This window comes from Streptomyces sp. MNU76, assembly GCF_020982545.1.
Taxonomy (GTDB): domain Bacteria; phylum Actinomycetota; class Actinomycetes; order Streptomycetales; family Streptomycetaceae; genus Streptomyces.
This window is the reverse complement of the sequence record NZ_JAJKLK010000026.1, coordinates 195,858-218,157: the sequence shown is the minus strand read 5'-3', so window position 1 is coordinate 218,157 and position 22,300 is coordinate 195,858. Positions and strand designations below refer to the sequence as shown.

The 22,300-nt window shown below is 72.3% G+C and carries 19 protein-coding genes; 12 read left to right on the top strand and 7 right to left on the bottom strand.

The window, feature by feature from the left end; genetic code table 11:
* Positions 1 to 2,020 (bottom strand): DUF1996 domain-containing protein (locus E4N62_RS41760; RefSeq protein WP_230223214.1); only part of this gene is annotated, 2,020 nt, incomplete at its 3' end.
* Between the two features lie 328 nt (positions 2,021 to 2,348).
* On the opposite strand from E4N62_RS41760, the gene E4N62_RS41755 reads away from it, so the two are divergent.
* The 3 genes from E4N62_RS41755 to E4N62_RS41745 all read left to right on the top strand — a co-directional run bounded on the left by E4N62_RS41755 (position 2,349) and on the right by E4N62_RS41745 (position 6,977).
* Complete coding sequence (locus E4N62_RS41755; protein WP_230223212.1) at positions 2,349 to 5,126, top strand: SpoIIE family protein phosphatase; 2,778 nt, start codon at positions 2,349 to 2,351, stop codon at positions 5,124 to 5,126.
* Positions 5,127 to 5,188: 62 nt separating this feature from the next.
* Positions 5,189 to 6,076 (top strand): Gfo/Idh/MocA family protein, encoded by an 888-nt coding sequence (locus E4N62_RS41750; RefSeq protein ID WP_230223210.1) that lies wholly within the window; start codon positions 5,189 to 5,191, stop codon positions 6,074 to 6,076.
* Positions 6,077 to 6,182: 106 nt separating this feature from the next.
* A complete protein-coding gene (locus tag E4N62_RS41745; RefSeq protein ID WP_230223208.1) occupies positions 6,183 to 6,977 on the top strand; it encodes a hypothetical protein in 795 nt (264 codons plus the stop codon).
* On the opposite strand, the gene E4N62_RS41740 is transcribed toward E4N62_RS41745, so the two are convergent.
* On the bottom strand, positions 6,958 to 7,740 hold the full coding sequence (locus E4N62_RS41740; protein ID WP_230223206.1) for an alpha/beta fold hydrolase: 783 nt from the start codon (positions 7,738 to 7,740) through the stop codon (positions 6,958 to 6,960). The two genes, E4N62_RS41745 and E4N62_RS41740, sit on opposite strands and share 20 nt — an antisense overlap.
* Positions 7,741 to 7,975: 235 nt before the next feature.
* On the opposite strand from E4N62_RS41740, the gene E4N62_RS41735 reads away from it, so the two are divergent.
* Positions 7,976 to 8,959, top strand: coding sequence for an aldo/keto reductase (locus E4N62_RS41735; protein WP_230223205.1), 984 nt, complete (start codon positions 7,976 to 7,978; stop codon positions 8,957 to 8,959).
* A gap of 54 nt (positions 8,960 to 9,013) precedes the next feature.
* Here E4N62_RS41735 and E4N62_RS41730 read toward each other — a convergent pair whose 3' ends face one another.
* A complete protein-coding gene (locus E4N62_RS41730) occupies positions 9,014 to 9,499 on the bottom strand; it encodes a hypothetical protein (RefSeq protein ID WP_230223203.1) in 486 nt (161 codons plus the stop codon).
* A 177-nt stretch (positions 9,500 to 9,676) separates the two neighbouring features.
* On the opposite strand from E4N62_RS41730, the gene E4N62_RS41725 reads away from it, so the two are divergent.
* Together E4N62_RS41725 and E4N62_RS41720 are read left to right on the top strand one after the other, a co-directional pair.
* Positions 9,677 to 11,041: an FAD-dependent oxidoreductase gene (locus E4N62_RS41725; protein ID WP_230223201.1), complete on the top strand. Its 1,365-nt coding sequence runs from the start codon at positions 9,677 to 9,679 to the stop codon at positions 11,039 to 11,041.
* A gap of 144 nt (positions 11,042 to 11,185) precedes the next feature.
* Positions 11,186 to 11,806: an L-threonylcarbamoyladenylate synthase gene (locus E4N62_RS41720; RefSeq protein ID WP_033528678.1), complete on the top strand. Its 621-nt coding sequence runs from the start codon at positions 11,186 to 11,188 to the stop codon at positions 11,804 to 11,806.
* Positions 11,807 to 11,825: 19 nt separating this feature from the next.
* Here E4N62_RS41720 and E4N62_RS41715 read toward each other — a convergent pair whose 3' ends face one another.
* Both E4N62_RS41715 and E4N62_RS41710 read right to left on the bottom strand, forming a co-directional pair.
* Entirely contained in the window at positions 11,826 to 12,851 is a 1,026-nt protein-coding gene (locus E4N62_RS41715) for a DUF6745 domain-containing protein (protein WP_230223199.1), read from the bottom strand.
* A 73-nt stretch (positions 12,852 to 12,924) separates the two neighbouring features.
* Entirely contained in the window at positions 12,925 to 13,251 is a 327-nt protein-coding gene (locus E4N62_RS41710) for a hypothetical protein (protein WP_230223197.1), read from the bottom strand.
* A gap of 272 nt (positions 13,252 to 13,523) precedes the next feature.
* Here E4N62_RS41710 and E4N62_RS41705 point away from each other — a divergent pair, with 272 nt between their 5' ends.
* The 6 genes from E4N62_RS41705 to E4N62_RS41680 are packed head-to-tail and all read left to right on the top strand — an operon-like array spanning position 13,524 to position 19,507.
* Positions 13,524 to 14,492, top strand: a complete 969-nt coding sequence (locus tag E4N62_RS41705; RefSeq protein ID WP_230223195.1) for an STM4015 family protein — start codon at positions 13,524 to 13,526, stop codon at positions 14,490 to 14,492.
* A gap of 31 nt (positions 14,493 to 14,523) precedes the next feature.
* The gene (locus E4N62_RS41700; RefSeq protein ID WP_230223193.1) at positions 14,524 to 15,699 is read left to right on the top strand and encodes an STM4014 family protein; all 1,176 of its coding nucleotides are present in this window, start codon (positions 14,524 to 14,526) and stop codon (positions 15,697 to 15,699) included.
* Positions 15,700 to 15,730: 31 nt separating this feature from the next.
* On the top strand, positions 15,731 to 16,537 hold the full coding sequence (locus E4N62_RS41695; RefSeq protein ID WP_230223236.1) for an STM4013/SEN3800 family hydrolase: 807 nt from the start codon (positions 15,731 to 15,733) through the stop codon (positions 16,535 to 16,537).
* Positions 16,534 to 17,874, top strand: coding sequence for an STM4012 family radical SAM protein (locus tag E4N62_RS41690; protein ID WP_230223191.1), 1,341 nt, complete (start codon positions 16,534 to 16,536; stop codon positions 17,872 to 17,874). Before E4N62_RS41695 ends, E4N62_RS41690 begins: the two co-directional genes overlap by 4 nt.
* Before the next feature lie 8 nt (positions 17,875 to 17,882).
* The gene (locus E4N62_RS41685; protein ID WP_230223234.1) at positions 17,883 to 18,761 is read left to right on the top strand and encodes an STM4011 family radical SAM protein; all 879 of its coding nucleotides are present in this window, start codon (positions 17,883 to 17,885) and stop codon (positions 18,759 to 18,761) included.
* Entirely contained in the window at positions 18,758 to 19,507 is a 750-nt protein-coding gene (locus E4N62_RS41680) for a thioesterase II family protein (protein WP_230223189.1), read from the top strand. The genes E4N62_RS41685 and E4N62_RS41680 overlap by 4 nt, the downstream gene beginning before the upstream one ends.
* A gap of 20 nt (positions 19,508 to 19,527) precedes the next feature.
* Here the strand turns inward: E4N62_RS41680 and E4N62_RS41675 are convergent, their stop codons facing one another.
* Both E4N62_RS41675 and E4N62_RS41670 read right to left on the bottom strand, forming a co-directional pair.
* A complete protein-coding gene (locus E4N62_RS41675; protein WP_230223187.1) occupies positions 19,528 to 20,250 on the bottom strand; it encodes a response regulator in 723 nt (240 codons plus the stop codon).
* Positions 20,247 to 21,890, bottom strand: a complete 1,644-nt coding sequence (locus tag E4N62_RS41670; RefSeq protein ID WP_230223185.1) for a sensor histidine kinase — start codon at positions 21,888 to 21,890, stop codon at positions 20,247 to 20,249. The genes E4N62_RS41675 and E4N62_RS41670 overlap by 4 nt, the downstream gene beginning before the upstream one ends.
* Positions 21,891 to 22,300 lie beyond the last annotated feature (410 nt).

Below are 22,300 nucleotides of genomic sequence, written 5' to 3'. Positions count from 1 at the left end.
AGACACCGGCCAGCACCGCCACACCGCCGATCATCGCGGGCCACAGCTGCGAACCGGTCTCGGCGAGGCTGCCCGACGCCGACCCGGACCCCTGCGCGCCGGGCTGCCCGGCGGCCGACGGCACGTTCGCCGCGGGCGTCTGCTCGGGGGCCGCGACCGCGTCGCCACCGTCCCCGGCGTCGTCCGCGCCCTCGCCGCCCTGGTCCGGCTGGTCGCCGCCCGCGGGGTTGCCGCGCTGGGTCGCCTTCACCGAGCCGAGGACCTGGGGCTCCTTGTCGCCGCCCTGGCCGGCCTGCTCGTCGGCGCCGCCGGGTGCCTGGGCGGTCTCGGAGGGCTCGGCCGCGTTCTCGTCCTTGCCCTGGTCAGCACCCTCGTCCTGCCCGTCGCCCGGGTTCTGCTGACCCTGGTCCTGGTCCTCACCCTGGTCCTGGCCGCCGTCCTGGCCCTGGCCCGGGTCCTGACCCTGGTCGTCGCCCTGGCCGGCGTCGCCGCCCTGGTCACCGCCGTTGCCTTGGTCGCCACCGTCGCCCTGGCCGCCACCGTCGCCCTGGTCACCGTCGCCGTCACCCTGGCCGCCGCCGAGGTCGCCCGCGTCGCACTCGCGGCCGTCGTTGATGCAGTCCACCATCGCCCGCATCAGGTCCTCGTCGAAGACATTGATGAAGTCACCGTGGTCGGTGACGGCCTTGTGGAGCTGCTCGGGGAAGGTGTCCACGGCGAACAGCGGCGTCGTACGGCCGCCGTCCTGGAGGCTCGGGGCGTCGACGTCGTAGACGATGCGCTGGACCAGCTGCGGGATGGCCTTGAAGCCGGCCGCGCAGCTGCCGTCCGCGGCGGCGAAGGCCACGTGTGTACGGTGGTTGGCGCTGTCGATGTTGCGCCCGTCCCAGCAGCTCTGGAACTTGAAGGTGCGGACCACGTCGCTGCCGGAGGGGCAGAGCGGGTACTTGTCCTTCAGCTGCCGGTCCTCGAAGCCGGTGCAGCTCCAGGACGCGTTGGCGTTGGCCGGGCCGTTGACGAAGGCCTTGGCGTCGCCGGTGATGATGCGCAGCAGCCGCGGCATCTCCACGACCTCGCCCCGCGGGCTGCCGACGAAGGTCATGGTGACCTCCTTGGGCGTCACGATCTCACCGGCGTTGCCCTCGATGCCGCCGCCGGGCGAGTTGGCGTCCTGCTCGGCGGTACCGTTCTGCAGACGGATCACGGGCCAGAAGTACGACGACCTGTCGCCCTGGTTCTCACAGCTGGTGTCGGCGGCGGCGAGGTCCTCGTCGCCGGCGAAGGCGTTGTTGCCCTGGTTGCCGATGTAGTCGTGGAAGTGGTGCGCGCCGTTGGAGACACCGGGGGCCACGATGACGTTGTCCGAGTTGAACACGCCGTTGGCGTTCACGCCGCAGTCGGTGCTGAAGGAGCCGGTGGAGCCGTTCTGTCCGCCGCGGTTCCCGGCGTTCGGCTGGACGGACCTGATGTCGGCGTAGTCCGCGGCCACCGGCCCGTTGCCGGCCTGGCCCCCGTTGCCCTGCTGTCCCTGGCCGCCCTGCTGCCCGCCCTGGTTCTGATCGCCCTGGCCGCCCTGGTTCTGGCCGTCGCCGTTCTGCTCCCCACCGTCCTGCTCACCACCGTCCTGACCGGTGTCCTGGTTCTCGGCGGGGCGCAGTTCGCAGGCGGCGAGGGAGTCGAGTCCGTCGGGGCGGTCCCCGACGCGGTCGATGGCGATCGCGATCCGCTCGATCGTCGCCGCCCGCTTCTCCTTCAGCGGGTTCATGATCGCGTTCTCGGCGAACCCGCTGTCCTGCTGCTGGGCCTGGACGGAGTTCTGCAGCCGCTGGTATGCCTCGGCTATCTGCTGGTCCAGGGCGGCGAGTTCCTTGTCGACGCCTTCCCGTGCCCCCTCGGGCACCTCCGTCAGCTCGCTGCCGACGTCCGGGCAGTCGATCGTGCCGGCGGCGGAGGCGACCCGCTCGACCCAGTCGTCGGGCGCACCGTCCTCGGTGGCCGACGCGTAGACGTTGACGGCCACGAGACCACCTCCGCCCAAGATCAGCGCGATCGCGGCAGAGGTCGCGCGCCGTGCTCCGGATGGGCGTCTGCGCCTGGTGGTGCGTCCCACGGATAGCTCCTACAACGTCTGGTCGGGTCCGGGCATGAAAAACCCCAGCCTTATACGGAGCCGGACCTCGATGTGTTCAAACGCCTCACAGATTCACAGGAATCCGACAGGCAGCAGGGCATCACAGATGGTCAAAGCGGTAGCAAGCGCTCTCGCAGCCGAGCTGCCGAAGGCCTCGGCCGGGGCAGCGTACGACCCCCTCTCGCCTCCGGGCGCGGGGCAGTGTAGACATGGGCACATGGTCCGTCTCCTGGGTCGATCACGCTCTCAGTCGACCCGCCGCCCCCAGGGTCGGCCCGCGCAGGGCCGGGACGACCGCGCCCGGCGGGTACCACATGGATCGGACAGCGGCGCGAGTCGGGAGCCGGAACACGGCCAGGGCCCGCTCTCGGGGCTGCGGTCGGCCCTGAGCGGGCGCAGTGTCGCCGGGCAGGTGTTCCTGCTGCAGGTCGTGATCGTGCTGGTACTGGTGGTGTCGGCCGTGGTGGCACTGGTCCTCCAGGTGCGGCACGACAGCTCCAAGGAGGCGCACAACCGTTCGCTCGCCGTGGCGGAGACGTTCGCCAACGCGCCGGGCACCCGGGAGGCGCTGAACGCCCCCGATCCGACGGCGGTGCTCCAGCCGCGCGCCGAGGCCGCCCGGGTCCAGTCCAAGGTGGACTTCATCGTCGTGATGAACACCGACGGGATCCGGTACACCCATCCGAAGACCGACCGCATCGGCAGGCAGTTCGTCGGCACCGTCGAGCCCGCGCTGAAGGGCGAGTCCTTCACCGAGGAGGTGAACGGCACCCTGGGCCCGCTGGTCCAGGCCGTGGTGCCGGTCAAGGATCCCGACGGCAAGGTGGTGGGCCTGGTGTCGGCCGGCATCACCACCGAGAACGTGGGCGGGGTGGCAGAGCAGCAGCTGCCCCTCGTCCTGGCCGCCGCCGCGGCGGCCCTCGCCCTGGCGACGGCGGGCACGGCGCTCGTCAGCAAACGCCTGCTGCGGCAGACCCACGGGCTCGGCCCGTCCGAGATGACCCGCATGTACGAGCACCACGACGCGGTGCTGCACGCCGTACGGGAGGGCGTGATCATCGTCGGCGGCGGGGGCCGGCTGCTGCTCGCCAACGACGAGGCGCACCGGTTGCTGGACCTCCCCGCGGACGCGGAGGGCCGGGACGTCCACTCCCTGGGCCTCGAGACGCACGTGGCGGACCTGCTGGCGTCCGGGCGGGTCGCCAACGACGAGGTGCACCTGGTGGGCGACCGGCTGCTGGCGGTCAACCAGCGGCCCACCGATCTCCAGGGCGAGCCCTCCGGCAGCGTCGCCACGCTCCGCGACTCCACCGAGCTGCGTGCCCTCTCCGGCCGCGCGGAGGCGGCGCGGGAGCGGCTGAAGCTGCTCTACGACGCCGGGGTGGGCGTCGGCACCGGCCTGGATGTGACCCGTACCGCCGAAGAACTGGCGGAGGTCGCGGTCCCCCGGTTCGCGGACTTCGTCACCGTGGACCTGGCCCCGGCCGCGCTCAGCGGCGACGAGCCCGAGACGGCCACCACGCTGCGCCGTACGGCATGCACCGGGATCCGCAAGGACGCGCCGCTGTACAAGGTGGGCGAGCGGATCGACCTGGTCCCCTCCTCGCCGCAGGCCCGCAGCATCGACAGCGGCAGCTCGACCCTCGTGGCCGACCTCAGCCGGGCGACCGGCTGGCAGGCCCAGGACCTCGAACGGTCCGCGCAGGTCGTCGAGTACGGCATCCACTCGCTGATCGCCGTGCCGTTGCGGGTGGGCCAGCTGGTGCTGGGCGTCGCCACCTTCTGGCGCTCGGAGAAACCCGAACCGTTCGATCAGGAGGAGCTGGCGCTCGCCGAGGAGCTCGTGGCGCGCGCGGCGGTCTCCATCGACAACGCGCGCCGCTACACCCGCGAGCACACGATGGCCGAGACCCTGCAGCGCAGCCTCCTGCCGCGCAACCTGCCCGAGCAGAGCGCCCTGGAGGTCGCCTACCGCTATCTGCCCGCCCAGGCCGGGGTGGGCGGCGACTGGTTCGACGTCCTGCCGCTGTCCGGTACCCGGGTCGCCGTCGTCGTGGGCGACGTGGTCGGTCACGGTCTGCACGCGGCGGCCACGATGGGACGGCTGCGCACGGCGGTCCACAACTTCACCGCGCTGGACCTGCCGCCCGACGAGATCCTGGGGCTGCTGGACGAGATGGTCAGCCGGATCGACCAGGACGAGGCGGTGCTCGACGGCAACGCCCCGATCACCGGGGCCACCTGCCTGTACGCGATCTACGACCCGGTCTCACGGCGTTGCACCGTCGCCCGCGCCGGTCATCCGCCGCTCGCGGTGGCCCGGCCCGACGGCACGGTCGACTTCCCCGACGTGCCGGCCGGTCCGCCGCTCGGTCTGGGCGGGCTGCCCTTCGAGACGGCCGAGCTGGACCTCGCCGAGGGCAGCCGCATCGTGCTGTACACCGACGGTCTCGTCGAGGACCGGGAGCGGGACATCGACGACGGGCTCGAACTGCTGCGCGCCGCCCTGGCGGGGGCCGACGGCTCACCGCAGGGCACCTGTGAGGCCGTGCTCGAAGCGCTGCCGCCGAGCCGGGCGAGCGACGACATCGCGCTGATCGTCGCCCGCACCCGGGCGCTGGACTCGGGCCGTGTCGTCGAGTGGGAGGTGCCGGGCGACCCCGCCGCGGTCCGCCGGGCGCGCTCGGAGACCACCCGGCAGCTGGCCGTCTGGGGCCTGGAGGAGCTGGAGTTCACCACCGAGCTGATCCTCAGCGAGCTGGTCACCAACGCCATCCGGTACGGCGGCGGCCCGATCCGGGTCCGGCTCATCCACGACCGGCAGCTGATCTGCGAGGTCACCGACAGCAGTCACACCTCGCCCCATCTGCGGTACGCCGCCACGACCGACGAGGGCGGCCGGGGCCTGTACCTCATCGCCCAGCTCACCCAGCGCTGGGGCACGCGCTACTCCCCCACCGGCAAGACGATCTGGACCGAACAGGCGCTGCCCTGACGGCCGTCGGACAGCCGCGTCCGGAAGGACCCGGCACCCAACGCACAAGGAGAGACCGGAGCATGCGCATAGGACTGCTCGGAACCGGACCGTGGGCCGAGATGGCCTACGCCCCCGCGCTGAGCGCCCACCGGGAGCTGGAGTTCGCGGGGGTGTGGGGCAGGCGCCGGGAGGCGGCCAAGGAGCTGGCCGACCGGCACGGCGGGCTGTCGGTGTACGAGGACGTCGACGCCCTGTTCGCGGACGTGGACGCGGTCGCCGTGGCCCTGCCGCCCTCCGTCCAGGCACCGCTCGCGGTGCGCGCGGCGCGGGCGGGCTGTCATCTGCTGCTCGACAAGCCGCTGTCGATCGACGTCGAGCAGGGGCGGGCCGTCGTCGAGGCGGTCGAGGAGAGCGGGGTCGCCTCTGTCGTCTTCTTCACCGGCCGGTTCCAGACCGCGATCGACGCGTGGATCACCGAACAGGCCGCCCGGGAGGGCTGGTTCACGGGTCGCGCGGAGTGGTTCGGGTCGCTGTTCGACGAGGAGAGCGACAGCCCCTTCGCGGACTCGCCGTGGCGGCGGGACAAGGGCGGCCTGTGGGACGTGGGCCCGCACGCCCTGTCCGTGCTGCTGCCGGTCCTCGGGGATGTGGAGAAGGTGGCCGCCGCCGTGCGCGGGCCCCGGGACACGGTCCATCTGGTGCTTCTGCACACCGGCGGGGCGTCCAGCACCCTCACCCTCAGCCTCACCGCCCCGCCCGCGGCCTCCGGTGTCACGGTCGAGCTGCGCGGCAGGGCCGGGACGACCGTGCTGCCCACGACCGACGAAGAGGTCGTACCGGCTCTGGTGCGGGCGGGGGACGCGCTGCTGGCGGCGGTCCGGAGCGGTCGTCCGCATCCGTGCGACGCCGCCTTCGCGCTGCGTGTGACGGAGCTACTTGCCGCCGCGGAAGGGCAGCTGACCGGCTGACAAGTCCGACTCGCAGCCGTGCGTTCGAGTTTGCGTTCGGCTGATACCGGACATCGTCCGGTGGCGGGCATGCCTTCGCCTCGCGCGTTTCGGTGAGGATGTGCCCGTGGGCGTGACGGACGAGGACGGCGCCGAGCCCCCGCGGCGCGGGGCGGCGGCCCGGAAGAAGGACCAGGACGCGCGGACGGTCATGCGGCTGCGCCTGGGGGTCGGGGTCATCGGTGTCCTGCTCCCCCTGGCGCTGCCGGCCGGCAACTGGATCGCGGCGCGGATCGACGGACGGACCGGTGAGGACTCCTGGCCCGGTTCCATGAGCGGCGCGTACTACACGAGCACCCGTGACGTCTTCGTCGGCGCCCTGTGCGCGCTCGGGATCTTCCTGATCGTCTACCGGTTCGACCGGTTCAACGACATCCTGGGCACCGTCGCCGGCGCCTGTGCCCTGGGCGTCGCCCTCTTCCCCACCGCGCCGGGGTCCGGGGGCGACGCCGGGCAGCGGACGGTCTCGGTGTTCCACCAGGTCTTCGCCGTCGCCCTGTTGACGGCGATGGCGGCCTTCTGCATCTCCATGTACCGGGCGCGCGGCTTCAAGGACCGGCCGTACGCGCGGCGCCCCTATCTGGTGGCCGGTGTGCTGATCCTCGTCTTCATGGCGCTGGCCGCCGTGGCGGCGGCCACCGAGGTGGGCGACGACTGGACGGTCACACCCCTGTACCTGTGCGAGTGGCTGTCGGTGTGGTCCTTCGGCTTCGCGTGGACGGGGGCGGCGCTGTCCCTCGCCGCGGACATCGACCGGCTGTCGCGGACCCGGGCGGTGGTCGACGCGGTGGCCGGGTGGCTCCGCTCCCTCGGTGGCCTCGGCTCCACGGTCGGCGGCGGGCTCAGACCCGGGAGCCGGTGAGGAAGCGGTCCAGGGTGGCGGTCAGCTCCGCCGGCTTCTCCACGGGGAGTTCGTGGCCGGCGTCCAGGATCCGCACCTCGGCGTCCTGACAGGCTTTGGCCATACGGAGCATCTGGGCGACGGGCAGTTGGATGTCGTGGTAGCCGTGGACGAGGAGGACGGGGGTGCTGATCTCGCCGAGGCGGTCGAGGACGTCGAAGGCACGCATGGCGCCGTACAGGGTCCGCACGACCTCGCGCGGAGTGGCGGCGGAGGCGCGGATGTACTCCCGGATCTCCTCGCGGGGGTAGCCGGGCGCGAAGGCGCGCTGGATGTTGGCGGCGACGAACAGCTTGAACGGGACGCGGGTGGAGACCGCCATCAGCAGGCCGCGGCCACGGCTGTAGGTCATGCGGCCGATGGAGTTGACCAGCACCAGGCGCTCCACCCGCTCCGGGTGGGCGAGGGTGATGGTCTGGGAGATCATGCCGCCCATGGAGTGGCCGATCAGGACGAAGCGCTCGACCTCCAGGTGATCGAGGAGGGCGAGCACGTCTTGGGCCAGCTCCTCGATCGTGCGCACCCCGGCGCCGTCGCTCTCGCCGTGACCGCGCAGGTCGAGGCGGATCACGCGCCGCTTCGCGGTGAAGTGCGCGACCTGGTGGTCCCAGCGGTGCCGGTCGGCGGTCCAGCCGTGCACGAACACCAGGGGCACGCCGTCGCCTTCGCGGGGGCCCTCGTCGTCGTACGTCAGTGCGGCGCCGTCGACTTCGAGCTGCGGCATGGGGGCCTCCTGCGATGCGGTCCGGTCCGGTCGATCCGGTTACTGGCCGGTACGGTAACCGTTGGCCCGGCCCGCGTAAATCGTGGGGGCCCCGCGCTCGTCGGGCATCTGTGGGCGCCGTCGCGGGTCTCGACCACCTCGGGGCCTGCCCGGCAGCGTCCGCCGCGGCGTTTTCCCGCACTCACCACACACCGACCACACACTGACCACGGGAAACAGGTGACAGACTGGCGCCATGGAAGAACGCGCATTCGGTAGGTCGGGTCAGCACGCGTCCGTGGTCGGTCTGGGCACGTGGCAGCTGGGCGCCGACTGGGGAGACGTCGACGACAAGGAAGCCCTCGCGGTGCTGGAGGCCGCGGCCGAGTCGGGGGTGACCTTCTTCGACACGGCCGACGTCTACGGTGACGGACGCAGCGAGCAGACCATCGCCACGTTCCTGCGGAGCAGGCCCGATCTGCATGTCTTCGTCGCGACGAAGATGGGCCGCCGTGTGGAGCAGATCCCCGAGAACTACGTCCTCGACAACTTCCGCGCCTGGAACGACCGCTCCCGCCGCAACCTCGGCGTGGACCGCCTCGACCTGGTCCAGCTGCACTGCCCGCCCACACCGGTCTACTCCTCCGACGAGGTGTTCGACGCACTCGACACCCTGGTCGAGGAGGAGCGCATCGCCGCGTACGGGGTCAGCGTGGAGACCTGCGCCGAGGCGCTGACGGCCATCGCCCGGCCCGGCGTGGCGAGCGTGCAGATCATCCTCAACCCGTTCCGGATGAAGCCGCTCCTCGACGTCCTCCCGGCGGCCGAGGAGGCGGGGGTCGCGATCATCGCGCGCGTTCCGCTGGCCTCGGGGCTGCTGTCCGGCAAGTACACCAAGGACACGGTCTTCGCGGAGAACGACCACCGCACCTACAACCGGCACGGCGAGTCCTTCGACCAGGGCGAGACCTTCTCCGGCGTGGACTACGGCACGGGTGTGGAGGCGGCCGTCGAGTTCGCCGCGCTCGCTCCGGAGGGCTTCACCCCGGCCCAGCTGGCGCTGCGCTGGATCATCCAGCTGCCGGGCGTCACGACGGTCATCCCGGGCGCCCGCACGCCCGAGCAGGCCCGCGCCAACGCGTCGGCCGCCGCACTGCCGGAGCTGTCCGGCGAGACGCTCACGGCGATCCGGGAGCTGTACGACCGCAGGATCAAGGAGCAGGTGGAAGGCCGCTGGTAGGACGGCGTGCCGGGGTCGTCCGGCGCGGCACGCCGGACGACCCCCGCGGGCACGTCAGATACGGCCGCCGGTGAGCCGGGTGATCGGGCCCTGGACCTGACGGCCGGAGCGGCGGCCGACCGCGTAGGACGCGGCGGTCAGGGCCGTCAGGCCCGCGCCCACGCCGGCGGCGACGAGCTTGCGGTGGGCGATCACCGTCATGGCGGTCTTCGCGGTGGCGGCCACCTGGCCGGAGGCCTGCACCACCGCCTGGCGGCCCGCCTCGACACCCTTCACGGCGCTGTGCACGGCGCCGTTCGTGCTGTCGGCGGCGCGCTTGGCCGCGTCGGCCGCGCGTCCGGCCCCGGCCTTGGTGGACGACGTCGCGTCGTCCACCTTGATCGCGGCCGTCTTCGCGGAGGTGGTGGCGGGTGCGGTCGCCTTGCCGGTGGCGCGACGCGCCTTGGCCGCGGCCGTCTCGGCGGACGCGGAGTTCTCGTTCGGGTCTTTGTTCGGTCGAGTCATGGAGACCGCGTTGCCGTTCACCGCCGCGGCAAACACGTCATGTCAGGCAGAGTGGCCGGGCCTTGCCGGGCCTTCCCCGCCGTCCGGCCATTCCCCCGCATGGCATAAGATCGCTTTATGAGGTCATAGACCCGACCCACGTACCTGGTAAGGGTTACCTTAGTTTAGGGTTGCCGACGAGACGCTTTTCTTCCGCTCGAAGGGAACCTGAACATGCCCCGCCCTCTGCGGGTAGCCATTGTCGGAGCCGGACCCGCCGGGATCTACGCCGCCGACGCGCTGCTGAAGTCCGACGTCGCCACCGAGCCCGGTGTGTCCATCGACCTCTACGAGCGGATGCCCGCCCCGTTCGGACTGATCCGTTACGGCGTGGCCCCCGACCACCCCCGCATCAAGGGCATCATCACCGCCCTGCACCAGGTGCTCGACAAGCCGCAGATCCGTCTCTTCGGCAACGTCGACTACCCCTCGGACATCAACCTGGACGATCTGCGCGCGTTCTACGACGCCGTGATCTTCTCCACCGGTGCCACGGCCGACCGGGCGCTGGACATCCCCGGCATCGACCTCGACGGCTCCTACGGCGCGGCCGACTTCGTCTCCTGGTACGACGGCCACCCCGACGTTCCGCGCACCTGGCCCCTGGAGGCCGAGAAGGTCGCCGTCCTCGGTGTCGGCAACGTGGCGCTCGACGTGGCCCGCGTCCTCGCCAAGACGGCGGACGAGCTGCTCCCGACCGAGATCCCCGCGAACGTCTACGAGGGTCTCAAGGCCAACAAGGCGCTGGAGATCCACGTCTTCGGCCGCCGCGGCCCGGCGCAGGCGAAGTTCTCCCCGATGGAGCTGCGGGAGCTGGACCACTCCCCCACCATCGAGGTCATCGTCGACCCCGAGGACATCGACTACGACGAGGGCTCCATCGCGACCCGGCGCGGCAACAAGCAGGCCGACATGGTCGCCAAGACCCTGGAGAACTGGGCGATCCGCGACACCGGCGACCGCCCGCACAAGCTGTTCCTGCACTTCTTCGAGTCGCCCACCGAGATCCTCGGCGAGGACGGCAAGGTGGTCGGTCTGCGCACCGAGCGCACCGCCCTGGACGGCACCGGCAACGTCAAGGGCACCGGCGAGTTCAAGGACTGGGACGTCACCGGCGTCTACCGCGCGGTCGGCTACCTCTCGGACAAGCTGCCCAAGCTGCCCTGGGACGTCGACTCCGGCACCGTCCCCGACGAGGGCGGCCGGGTCATCGAGGAGACCGGCGCGCACCTGCAGTCGACGTACGTCACCGGCTGGATCCGGCGCGGTCCGGTGGGCCTCATCGGGCACACCAAGGGCGACGCCAACGAGACCGTCGCCAACCTCCTGGACGACTTCGCGAACGGCCGGCTGCACGAGCCGTCGGCGCCCGCGCCGGAGGCCGTCGACGCGTTCCTCGCGGAGCGGAACGTGCGCTTCACCACGTGGGAGGGCTGGTACAAGCTCGACGCGGCGGAGAAGGCGCTCGGTGAGCCGCAGGGCCGTGAGCGAGTGAAGATCGTCGAGCGGGAGGACATGCTGCGCGCGAGTGGCGCGTAGTGCTCCGCCGACGGGCTGGGGGAACTGCGGGCCGTGGTCGAGCCGCGGGTCGTTCGTGGCTGGTCGCGCAGTTCCCCGCGCCCCTTTCAGGGGCCTACGGCCCCATCGACGGCCGTGCGTCGCTCGTAGGCATAAGCTCGTCCGATGGCCAAGTACTACGACGTCCACCCCGACAATCCTCAGCCGCGTGCCATCGGGCAGGTGGCCGACAGCATTCGTCAGGGTGGGCTGATCGCGTATCCGACGGACTCCTGCTTCGCGCTGGGCTGCCAACTGGGCAGTCGTGACGGCATCGAGCGGATCCGTACGATCCGGCAGCTCGACGACCGTCACCACTTCACCCTGGTGTGCGAGAACTTCGCGCAGCTGGGCCAGTTCGTGCACGTCGACAACGACGTGTTCCGTGCCGTGAAGGCGTCGACGCCGGGCAGTTACACCTTCATCCTCCCCGCGACGAGGGAGGTGCCCCGCAAGCTTCTGCACCCCAAGAAGAAGACCGTCGGGGTGCGCATCCCCGACCACCGTGTGGCCCAGGCTCTGCTCGCGGAGCTCGGCGAGCCGCTCGTCTCCAGCACGCTGCTGCTGCCCGACGAGGAGGAGCCGCTGACGCAGGGCTGGGAGATCAAGGAGCGCCTCGACTACCTCGTCGACGCCGTGGTGGACTCCGGGGACTGCGGCACGGAACCGACGACCGTCATCGACTTCTCCAGCGGCGAGGCCGAGATCATCCGCAAGGGCGCGGGCGACACCTCACGGTTCGAGTGAGCCGGGCCCCTGTCGGGGCTCAGGTCTGCCGCAGCGGCTCGTACGCCTCGGGTCGCAGGCCGAACGTCCAGGCCACGCCCTCCCGGGCCGTGGTCGTGGTGGGCGGCACCCGCAGCCAGTAGGTGCGGCTGGTGCCGTCCGGCTCCGGTGTGGAGTTGACGACCTCCACCATCACCACGTCCTCGTCGCCCGGCAGGGCTATCCGCCAGAGCACACCCGTCTCGTCGCGGTGCACCGGCTTGGCCCCGGACTCCTCCAGGTAGCGGTCGTAGCCGTAGTGCTCCAGCATCACGCGGCGCAGCTCGGCGTTCTCCTCCGCCCGGATCTCCTCCGGGGTCAACCCGCCCAACCGGTCGAGGAATTCAGCCGGTACGGGCAGTCCGCGCCAGGCGTGCAGGGCGAAACCGTCGGAGAAGGCGAGTGCGGGCCCGTCGCCGCGGTCCAGGCGGCCCGCCTCGTCCCGGTGCAGTTCCACGGGCCGTTCGGCGACGACGGCGACGTGCTCGTACGGCCACCACCAGCCGGCCGTGCGGGCCACCTCGGCGAGTCCGTCCAGCTCGGGGGCGGCGTCGAAGGCGGCCAGCCAGGCCGCGTCGTGCTGGCCCAGGACCGCGTCCAGGAGCAGCAGCCGGACACCCGTTTCCTGCTTGCGGTCGGCGGGGGCCAGGGCCTCGACGATTCCGGTGCGGACGCGGTCGACGAGGGGCCGGGTGGTCTCCCAGAGGTCGGCGCCGGTCGCCCGCCAGTGGTCGCCCCAGCCGGTGGGGCCCAGCCGGGTGTGCAGCCGGGCGCGGGCGGCGGCGACCGGTCGGTTGCGGACGGCGTCACGGACGCTCGCCCCGGTCGCCGGGAGCGCCTCGCCGTCCTCCGCGGCCGCTCCCGAGAGCAGGCGCAGCGCCGCCAGGGGCGAGCGGGCCCACACGATCCGCTCGGGCTCCGCCAGCCCCGCCCGCCGGTACGCCAGACGCACGCCCGCCTCGGTGCGCGTCCGGTCGCCCGCCCCGGTGGCCGCCGCGACCGCCCGCCAACTCGCCTGTTCCGTCACGCTGTTCCTCCTGGATGTCGATGCCTGTACACACGGCCGCCGCACATCACGGCCGCCCTCTCTTCCCACGGGTTCAGTCGGCGACGATCCGCACCGACCCCGGTACGTACTCGCGTTGGCGGATCACGCGGTACCAGCCCTTGGGCAGGGAGATCGCCGCGTGCTCCTCGTGGACGACGCGGGCGCCCTCCGGCACATGCAGCAGCATCGGCCCGAAGGCGCTCGCCTCGCGGATCAGACGGCCGGGACCGACCACGGCGTGCGCGTGACCGGTGACCTCGCCGAGGGCGAGGACGAGCCGGCCGCGCCCGTCGCGCGGCTCCGACGTGGCATCGAGCGCACCTCCGGGCACCGCGCTCTCCGCCAACGGCACGATGAGGACGTCTCCTTGCCGGTACATGGGTCTCCCTCCCGTCGGGCACTTCCCGTGCCACGAGACGACCGTAGGGGCGGCCACTGACAATCGGTCCGCGCGGACCGTCCGCCGGGGCGGGCACGACCCTTCATCCACAGGTGTTCGTCCACAGGACAGGGGTCCGCCGCACACGGTGTCAGTGGGACTTGGTAGAACTCCCCTACCCGGCGGCGCTGTGTGCCCCGGGTGCGCGACGGGCGGACCGGGCGGGGACCCGGCCTCCGCCCATGGACATGGAACGAAGGGGCGGGGCGCACATGACCATCGGCAGCCATCTGGAGGAGTTCCACGGCCTGCGGGTCCACCGGTTCCCCTCGTCGGTGAAGGACCCGCGGGGCGCCGCCGAGCTGCCCGCGCCCGAGTCGGTGGCCTGGAACATCACCGTGGACGCGTACGACAGCGAGGAGGCCTGGAAGGAGGCGTTCGCCCGGTTCCTGGCCTCGGTCGACACCGAGAAGGTGCGGGCACTGGTGGTCGGCGCGTGGAACGAAGCCTACGACAACGGCCCGGAGGAGATCGTCGAGGCCCTGGTGGCGGCGAAGGACCGGCTGCCCTCGCTGCGCGCGCTGTTCCTCGGCGACATCGTGATGGAGGAGTGCGAGATCTCCTGGATCAACCAGGGGGATGTGGGGCCGCTGCTGGAAGCCTTCCCGGAACTGGAGGAGTTCGGGGTGCGCGGCGGCCAGGGGCTCGTCTTCCCGCCGTTGCGGCACGAGAGGCTGCGCTCGCTGACGGTGGAGACCGGTGGCATGCCCGCCGAGGCCGTCCGGGGTGTCGCGGGCAGCGACCTGCCGGCCCTGGTCGAGCTGGACCTGTGGCTGGGCACCTCCGAGTACGGCGGCGACAGTGAGGTGGCCGACCTGGCGCCGATCCTCGCGGGCACCCGGCTCCCCGCCCTCAAGCATCTGGCGCTGCGCAACAGCGAGATGCAGGACGACATCTGCGCGGCCCTGGCCGCCGCCCCGGTGGTGGCCCGCCTCGACGTGCTGGACGTGTCGATGGGCGTCCTCACCGACGACGGCGCGACCGCGCTCCTCACCGGTCAGCCGCTCACCCACCTCAAGACGCTGGACCTGCACCACAACTACCTGAGCGCGGCCGTACGCGACCGCCTGCGGGACTCCCTGGAGGCCGAGGGGGTCCAGGTCGACGTCGACGCCGACGCCGCCGAGTCGGACGAGGAGGAGGACGGCACGGTGTGGCGGTTCGTCGCGGTGGGCGAGTGAGCGCGTAGGGATACGCGAGCGAAGGGGCGGAGTGTCCGGTTGGAGCGGTGCGGCGGGGGTGGGACCCGGCCCGTACAGGTGGGTGGTCGTCGGGAACGGGGAGAACCGGCGGGTCGGGCTGTTCGTCGCGGCGGCCGAGGCGGCCGGCGCCGGGAGACCCCGCGTCGTCGAGTGGCGGGACGTGCTGCGCGACGGCGGCCACGAGTTCGCCGACGACGAGATCGTCCGGCTGGAATCGCCGGGTGAGAACGCCGAGGTGGACCGGCTGCTGCGCGATGTCGGGGACCCGACACGGGTGGAGGGCTCGGCCACCTGGTACGCCCGTTTCCTGGCCGCCGTGGGCTCACTGCGGGGCGGGCTGCGGCTGGACGGTCCGGCGGATCTGGCGGTGCTGTTCGACAAGCGGCTGTGCCACGCCCGGCTCGACGCGGCCGGGGTCCCGGTGCCGCCGTCGCCGACCTCGGGCCGCACGCTCGCGGTGGGCGGCTGGGACGACGTGCGGGCGGTGATGCGGGAGCACGGTATGCCGCGCGTCTTCGTGAAACCGGCCCACGGCTCCTCCGCGTCCGGTGTGCTGGCTGTCGAGTCGTCGGCGAGCGGACGGCTGCGGGCCACCACCTCGGTGGAGGTGTCCGCGGACGGCGGGCCGCACACCCCGCCGCGGCTGCACAACTCCCTGCGGGTGCGGCGCTACGCGGACGAGCGGGAGATCGCCGGCATCGTCGACGCCCTCGCGGCCGACGGGCTGCACATCGAGCGGTGGCTGCCAAAGGCATCCGTGCAGGGGCGGTCCGCCGATCTGCGGGTGCTGGTCGTGGCGGGCCGGGCCACGCACGCGGTCGTCCGCACCAGCCGTTTCCCGATGACGAACCTCCATCTCGGCGGGGCACGGGGCGATCTGACCTCGGTCGTGGACGCGGCCGGCGACCGCTGGCGGCAGGCGCTGGACATCTGCGAGCGGGCCGCCACCTGCTTCCCGGGCACACTGTGCGTCGGCGTGGACCTGCTCCCGGCGATCGGCTGGCGCCGGTTCACGGTGGGCGAGGTCAACGCGTTCGGCGATCTGCTGCCCCGGCTGACCGGACTGCCGGGCGGCCCGGCGGAAGGCCTCGACACGTACACGGCACAACTCGCGGCGGTGCGGAGCGCGATGCTCGAGGCGCCGGCGCACCTCCCCCAGGCAAGGAAAGACCATGCGCGCTTCTGACCCGGTCGGCACCACCACGGCCGAGCCGGACATGAACGAGGTGGTGGGCCGCGACGACCTGCTGCTGCTCACTCTCGACACCCTGCGCCACGACGTGGCCGTGAAGCTCGCGGCGGAGGGCCGGCTGCCGAATCTGGCCGCCCGTCTGCCGGGCGGCACCTGGGAGAAACGGCACGCGCCCGGCAGTTTCACGTACGCCTCGCACCAGGCGATGTTCGCGGGGTTCCTGCCCACCCCGGCGAGGCCCGGACCGCATCGGCGGCTCTTCGCGGGCCGGTTCGCCGGCAGCGAGACCACCGAGGAGCGCACCTTCGTGTTCGACAGTCCCGACCTGGTCTCGGGGCTCGCCGAGCGCGGCTACCGCACGGTGTGCGTGGGCGGTGTCGGCTTCTTCAACAAGCAGGGGGCGCTGGGCAGTGTCCTGCCGGACCTGTTCCAGGAGAGCCACTGGGAGCCGGAGTTCTCCGTGGCCTCACCCACGTCGTTCGAGTCCCAGGTGGCCCGCGCCGAACAGGTCGTGGCCGAACTGCCCGCCGACCAGCGGCTGTTCCTCTTCCTCAACGTCTCCGCGCTGCACCAGCCCAACTGGTTCCATCTGCCGGGCGCCACCCGCGAGGCGGGCGACAGCCTCGCCACGCACGCGGCGGCCCTGGAGTACGTCGACCGGCACATCGGCCGGCTCTTCGCCGCGATGAGTTCACGGCGCCGCTGCTTCGCCGTCGTCTGCTCCGACCACGGGACCACCTACGGCGAGGACGGGTACACCGGACACCGCCTCGGCCACGAGGCCGTGTGGACCGTCCCCTACAGCCACTTCTTCCTGGAGCCGTCCGCATGACCGTGACCGCGCCACTGGTCCGTCCCTACCAGCACTACGTCTACGCCTACCCGCACAAGACGGCCTACCGGAAGCTGCCCGGCGCCCCGCTGCTCGCCGACCTGTGGGCCGGGGAGTCACGGCAGGCCCTGTCGCTGTACGCGCACATACCGTTCTGCGAGGTGCGCTGCGGCTTCTGCAACCTCTTCACCCGGATCGGCGCGCCCGACGGGCTGACCGGCCGCTATCTCGACGCCCTCGAACGGCAGGCGATCGCGGTGAGGAAGGCGCTCGGGGACGCGGAGCCGGTGCGGTTCGCGAACGCCGCGTTCGGCGGTGGCACCCCGACCTATCTGGAGGCCGCGGAGCTGGAGCGGCTGTGCGACATCGCCGAGCGGCACATGGGCGCGGACCTGCGGGCGATCCCGCTGTCGGTGGAGGCCTCCCCGGCCACGGCGACCGCCGACCGGCTCTCGGTGCTCGCCGAGCGGGGCACCACACGGCTGAGCCTCGGCGTGCAGAGCTTCGTACCGGAGGAGGCGCGTGCGGCCGTACGACCGCAGCGGCGGTCCGACGTGGAGGCGGCGCTGTCCCGGATCCGGGACGCCGCGATACCGATCCTCAACATCGACCTGATCTACGGCATCGACGGGCAGACGGCGGCCAGTTGGCGGCTGTCGCTGGACGCGGCCCTCGCCTGGCGGCCGGAGGAGATCTACCTCTATCCGCTGTACGTCCGGCCGCTCACCGGGCTCGGCCGGAACACGGATCCGGTGCTCGCGGACCGCGACTGGGACGAGGCCCGGCTGCGGCGCTACCGCGAGGGCCGCGACCATCTGCTCTCCCACGGCTACGAGCAGGTCTCCATGCGGATGTTCCGCCGCTCGGACGCTCCGCCGCAGGGCCCGGACGACCACGCCTGCCAGACCGACGGCATGATCGGCCTGGGCTGCGGAGCCCGTTCGTACACGTCGCAGGTGCACTACTCCTTCGACTACGCGGTGCACATGAGCGAGATCCGCACGATCATCGACGACTACACCGCCACCGAGGACTTCGGCCGGGCCGTGCACGGTCGGGTGGTCGACGAGGACGAGGCCCGGCGTCGCCATCTGCTGCAGTCACTGCTCCAGGCGCGAGGGCTGCCGGTGGCGGACTACCGGCGGCGGTTCGGGTCGGAGCCGTACGCGGACTTCCCCGTGGAGCTGGACCTGCTGGCCGCGCGCGGCTGGCTCGCGGAGACGGGCCCCGGTCTGCTGAAGCTCTCCGCCGAGGGGCTGGCGCACTCGGACGCCATCGGCCCCGAGTTCTTCTCCCCCGCCGTCCGGGCGGCGATGGCCGCATACGAGCCGAAGTGACGACACCCGTGGACCTGACGATCCTCTACCGGGGCCCGCTCGCCTCCTGCGACTACGACTGCCCCTACTGCCCGTTCGCCAAGCGGCGTGACTCCACGGACCGGCTGCGGGCCGACCGCGCGGCCCTGGAGCGTTTCACCGCCTGGGCCCGGGAACAGACCGGCGACCGGCTCTCGGTGCTGTTCACGCCGTGGGGCGAGGGGCTGGTGCGGTCCTGGTACCGCAGGGCCCTGGTCGAGCTCTCCCACGAGCCGCACATCGACCGGGTGGCGATCCAGACGAACCTGAGCTGCCGCACGGAATGGCTGACGGAGGCCGACCCGGACACGGTGGCCCTGTGGTGCACCTACCACCCCGGGCAGACACCGTACGAGAGGTTCCTCGGCAAGGCCCTCCGGCTGGCCGGGGCGGGGATCCGCTTCAGCGTGGGGATCGTCGGCCTGCCGGAGCATCTGGAGCATGCCAGGCGGTTGCGCGGGGAGCTGCCGGAGCAGGTGTATCTGTGGGTGAACGCCGCCGAGGGGCACGCCTACACCGACGAGGAGGCGGCGCTCTGGACCGAGTTGGACCCCTTGTTCCCGTTCAGCCGCCACCCGCACCGCTCGGCGGGCCGCGCCTGCCGCACCGGCTCCACGGTCGTGTCGGTGGACGGGGACGGCACGGTACGACGCTGCCACTTCGTCAGAACCGAACTGGGCAACCTGTACGACGGCTCCTTCCGCACCGCACTGGCGCCCCGCCCCTGCCCGTTGTCCGTCTGCGACTGCCACATCGGCTACGTCCACCTCGAAACGCTCCCCCTGTACGACGTGTTCGCGGGCGGCGTCCTGGAGCGCGTGCCGACGCCGGCGGCGCGGCGCGGAGTCCGAAAGCGAGTGAGTCCATGACCTCAGCGGTCAACAGTGGTCCGTGGCTGCGGCGTTACCGGCCCGCGCCCGAGGCGGCCGTACGGCTGCTGTGTCTGCCGCACGCGGGTGGCTCGGCGAGCGCCTACCACCCCATGGCGCTGGCGCTCGCCCCGGCGGCCGATGTGCCGGCCGCGCAGTGCATGGGGCGTCAGGACCGCTACGCCGAGCCGCCGGCCGAGAGCGTCCGGGAGCCGGCCGAGCGGATCGTCGAGGCCGTCACCGGCGACGACGACCGGCCGCTCGCCCTCTTCGGGCACAGCATGGGCGCGGTGGTCGCCCACGAGGCGGCGGCGGCCCTGGAGGCGGCCGGCCGGGTCCCGGTGCGACTGTTCGTCTCGGGGCGGCGCGCACCCTCCGTACGCCGGCCGGGTCCCGCGCTGCACCTCGGCAGCGACGCCGAACTGCTCCGGGCGGTGCGCCGGTTGGGCGGCACCGACGGGCAGGTCTTCGAGGACGAGGAGCTGGTGCGGCTGGTGCTCCCCGCGCTGCGCGGCGACCACAAGGCGCTGGAGACGTACGAGCCGCGCCCCGGCGACCGGCTGACCTGCCCGGTCACCGTCCTCACCGGCGACGCCGACCCGGTGACTCCGGTGGCGGACGCACGGGCCTGGAGCGGCCACACCGACGGACCGACCGAGCTCTGTGTGTTCCCCGGCGGCCACTTCTACCTCAACGACCGGCCGCGGGAGGTCGTCGACGTCGTACGACGCCACCTGGGGCTGTAGGCCGGGGGCGGGGCGAGCCCTCACACCCGCCAGCTGTAGCGCCGTTCCGGGCGTCCGGCCACGCCGTAGCGCAGGGAGACGTCCGCGCTGCCGGTGCCGTGGAAGTACTCCAGGTAGCGGCGGGCGCTGACCCGGGAGATGCCGGTGAGGGTGGCGCACTCGGTGGCGGAGAGGGTGCCGTCGGCGGCGCGCAGGGTTGCCTCGATCAGCTCGGCGGTCTCCACGCTCATGCCCTTGGGCAGGGCACCGGCCGTCGACGCCGGCGCGGTGGCTCCGGCGAGGACCCGGTCGACGTCGGCCTGGCCCCGGACGACGGTGGTGAGCAGTCGGCCGCGCTGGGCGGCGTACCGCTGGAGCCGGGAACGCAGTTCCTCGAACTCGAAGGGCTTGAGGAGGTAGTCGACGACGCCGTGGCGGACCGCGCCGCGCACGCTGTCGGCCTCCCGGGCGGCGCTGATGACCATGACGTCGCAGTCGTGTCCGGCGGTGCGCAGCCGGGGTATGACGTCGAGGCCGAAGCCGTCGGGGAGGTAGAGGTCGAGGAGGACCAGGTCGGGGCGGAGATCGTCGACGGCGGCGACGGCCTGTTCGCCGGTGCTGGCGACGCCGACCACATGGAACGGCTCGACGCGTTCGACGAAGGTGCGGTGGACCCGGGCCACCATGAAGTCGTCGTCGACCACGAGCACGTCGATGGTGCCGGGCGGGCCGCTCGTACCGGACGGTCTGCTCGTGCCGGTCATGATGTCGCTCCTTCCGCCACCGCGTCGGCGAGGTGGCTGACGGTCATGCGGGCGGTGAACATGGCCCCGTCGGGGGTGTTGGTCACCGAGATCTCACCGCCGTGTCGTTCGCAGACCAGGCGGATGAGGGCCAGGCCGATGCCGCGTTCGCCTTCCCGCGCGGCCTTGGTGGTGAAACCGTGGGAGAAGACCTCACGGGCGAGTTCGGGGGCCACCCCGGGGCCCGAGTCGCGGACGACGATCTCCACGCTGGAGGCGTCCTGGCGCAGTTCCACCTCGACCCAGGCCTCGCGCGCGTGGGCGCCGGCCCAGCGGTCGGGGTCGTCGGGCGCGGTGGGAGTGGCGGCCGCGTCGACGGCGTTGTCGACGAGGTTGCCGACGACGGTCGCCACGTCGGCGGCGTCCTCGGGGGCCAGCCGGTCGAGGTTGGTGGCGTCCGAGATCCGCAGGGTGACCCGGCGTTCGGCGGCCAGCGAGGTCTTCGCCGTGAGCAGGGCGGCGACGGCGGTGTCGCGGACGCGGCGGCTGAGGGTGACGTCGAGGGAGTGGCGGTGTCGGCTCAGCGCCCGGATGTAGTGCACGACCTCGTCCTGCTCGCCGATCTGGATGAGCCCGGAGATGGTGTGCAGCTGGTTGGCGAACTCGTGGGCCTGGGCGCGCAGCAGCTCGGAGGAGCTGCGGAAGGAGCCGATCTCGCGTTCGAGGCGGGCCAGCTCGGTGCGGTCCCGGAGCGTGGTGACGGAGCCGAGGTGGCGGCCGTCCTTGGTGACGGTCATCCGGTTCATCACCAGGACCCGGCCGCGGCGGATCACGACCTCGTCGCGCTGGTGGGGTGCCTCCTCCTGGGCCCCGGCCAGGACGTCCCGCAGCCGTCCCTCCACCCCGAGGTCGGCGAGGCTCTTGCCGACGCAGTCCTCCGGCAGGTCCAGCAGGCGCCGGCCCATCTCGTTGACGAGGGTGAGCCGGTGGTGGGGGTCGAGGGCGATCACGCCCTCGGCGATGCCGTAGAGCATGGCCTCGCGGTGTTCGGCGAGGCCGGCGATCTCCTGCGGCTCCAGGCCGAGGGTCTGCCGTTTGACGCGCCGGGCGAGCAGCCAGGAGCCGACCAGGCCGAGGCCGCTGGCGATGCCGAGGTAGGCGAGGAGGTAGGAGGAGGCGCCGCTGAGGCGCTGCCACACCGTCGGGGAGGCCTCGCCGATCATGACCGTGCCCAGCAGCAGGCCGAGGTTGTCGTTGGTCGTCGCGCCGAGCACGGGGACCTGGGCCACGAGCTCGCGGTTGCCGTCCAGGGTCAGTGAGCCGGACCAGCCGCGGCCCGCGACGGCGCCCTCGCCCACCGGCAGCGGGTCGCCGATCGCGGTGGGGTCGGTGGAGCTGACGATCCGGCCGTCGGCGTCGGCGACGGTGACCGAGGTGACCCCGGACTGGGTCTGGGTGGAGTTCACCAGAGGCGCCAGCGCCTCGTGCGCGACGGGCCGTGCGAGGCGGTCGCGGACCAGCGGGTTGGCGGCGAGCTGCTCGGCGAGCGCGGTGACCCGGCGGCCCTCGACCCGGTTGAAGGTCTTGGCCGACTGGGTGAGCGAGACCGCCGCGACCGCCAGCAGCACCACCACGACGATGGCGAGCTGGAGGACCAGCATCTCGCCTGCGAGGCTATGGCGACGGAACACCACGACGGACTCTTCTCTCTGCCGACGCCGTCCCGGGCGCCGCTCCTGATCTGTACCGGACGCCGCGCGGGGCGTCTCACTCCTGTTCGTGCCGGACGCCGAGTCGGGCGTCCAGCTCCTGTCTGTGCCGGAAGCCGAGTCGGGCGTCCCGCTCCTGTCTGCGTCGACGCCGCGTCCGGCGTTTCGCTCTTCCCGGTCCGGCACCACGCCGGGCGATCCGCGGCTCGGGTGCCGCCCTGTGCGGTGGGTCGCACAATCATGGCGCCCAGGTGCGATCCGGGAAAGGGAGGTGCGGGGGACGTGCCCATAAGGTGACAGGGGCCGTGACCACTACGACCACAACCTCCGTTGCTTCCGCAAGGGCGGCAGGGCCCTCCCGC

Bases quoted from the DNA above. Each gene is read 5' to 3' on its own strand.
- E4N62_RS41710 (WP_230223197.1), bottom strand. From the start codon at position 13,251: ATGTACCGGCAAGGAGACGTCCTCATCGTGCCGTTGGCGGAGAGCGCG.
- E4N62_RS41755 (WP_230223212.1), top strand. From the start codon at position 2,349: ATGGTCCGTCTCCTGGGTCGATCACGCTCTCAGTCGACCCGCCGCCCC.
- E4N62_RS41725 (WP_230223201.1), top strand. From the start codon at position 9,677: ATGCCCCGCCCTCTGCGGGTAGCCATTGTCGGAGCCGGACCCGCCGGG.
- E4N62_RS41705 (WP_230223195.1), top strand. From the start codon at position 13,524: ATGACCATCGGCAGCCATCTGGAGGAGTTCCACGGCCTGCGGGTCCAC.
- E4N62_RS41670 (WP_230223185.1), bottom strand. From the start codon at position 21,890: ATGCTGGTCCTCCAGCTCGCCATCGTCGTGGTGGTGCTGCTGGCGGTC.
- E4N62_RS41720 (WP_033528678.1), top strand. From the start codon at position 11,186: ATGGCCAAGTACTACGACGTCCACCCCGACAATCCTCAGCCGCGTGCC.
- E4N62_RS41740 (WP_230223206.1), bottom strand. From the start codon at position 7,740: ATGCCGCAGCTCGAAGTCGACGGCGCCGCACTGACGTACGACGACGAG.
- E4N62_RS41735 (WP_230223205.1), top strand. From the start codon at position 7,976: ATGGAAGAACGCGCATTCGGTAGGTCGGGTCAGCACGCGTCCGTGGTC.
- E4N62_RS41695 (WP_230223236.1), top strand. From the start codon at position 15,731: ATGAACGAGGTGGTGGGCCGCGACGACCTGCTGCTGCTCACTCTCGAC.
- E4N62_RS41690 (WP_230223191.1), top strand. From the start codon at position 16,534: ATGACCGTGACCGCGCCACTGGTCCGTCCCTACCAGCACTACGTCTAC.
- E4N62_RS41750 (WP_230223210.1), top strand. From the start codon at position 5,189: ATGCGCATAGGACTGCTCGGAACCGGACCGTGGGCCGAGATGGCCTAC.
- E4N62_RS41675 (WP_230223187.1), bottom strand. From the start codon at position 20,250: ATGACCGGCACGAGCAGACCGTCCGGTACGAGCGGCCCGCCCGGCACC.
- E4N62_RS41680 (WP_230223189.1), top strand. From the start codon at position 18,758: ATGACCTCAGCGGTCAACAGTGGTCCGTGGCTGCGGCGTTACCGGCCC.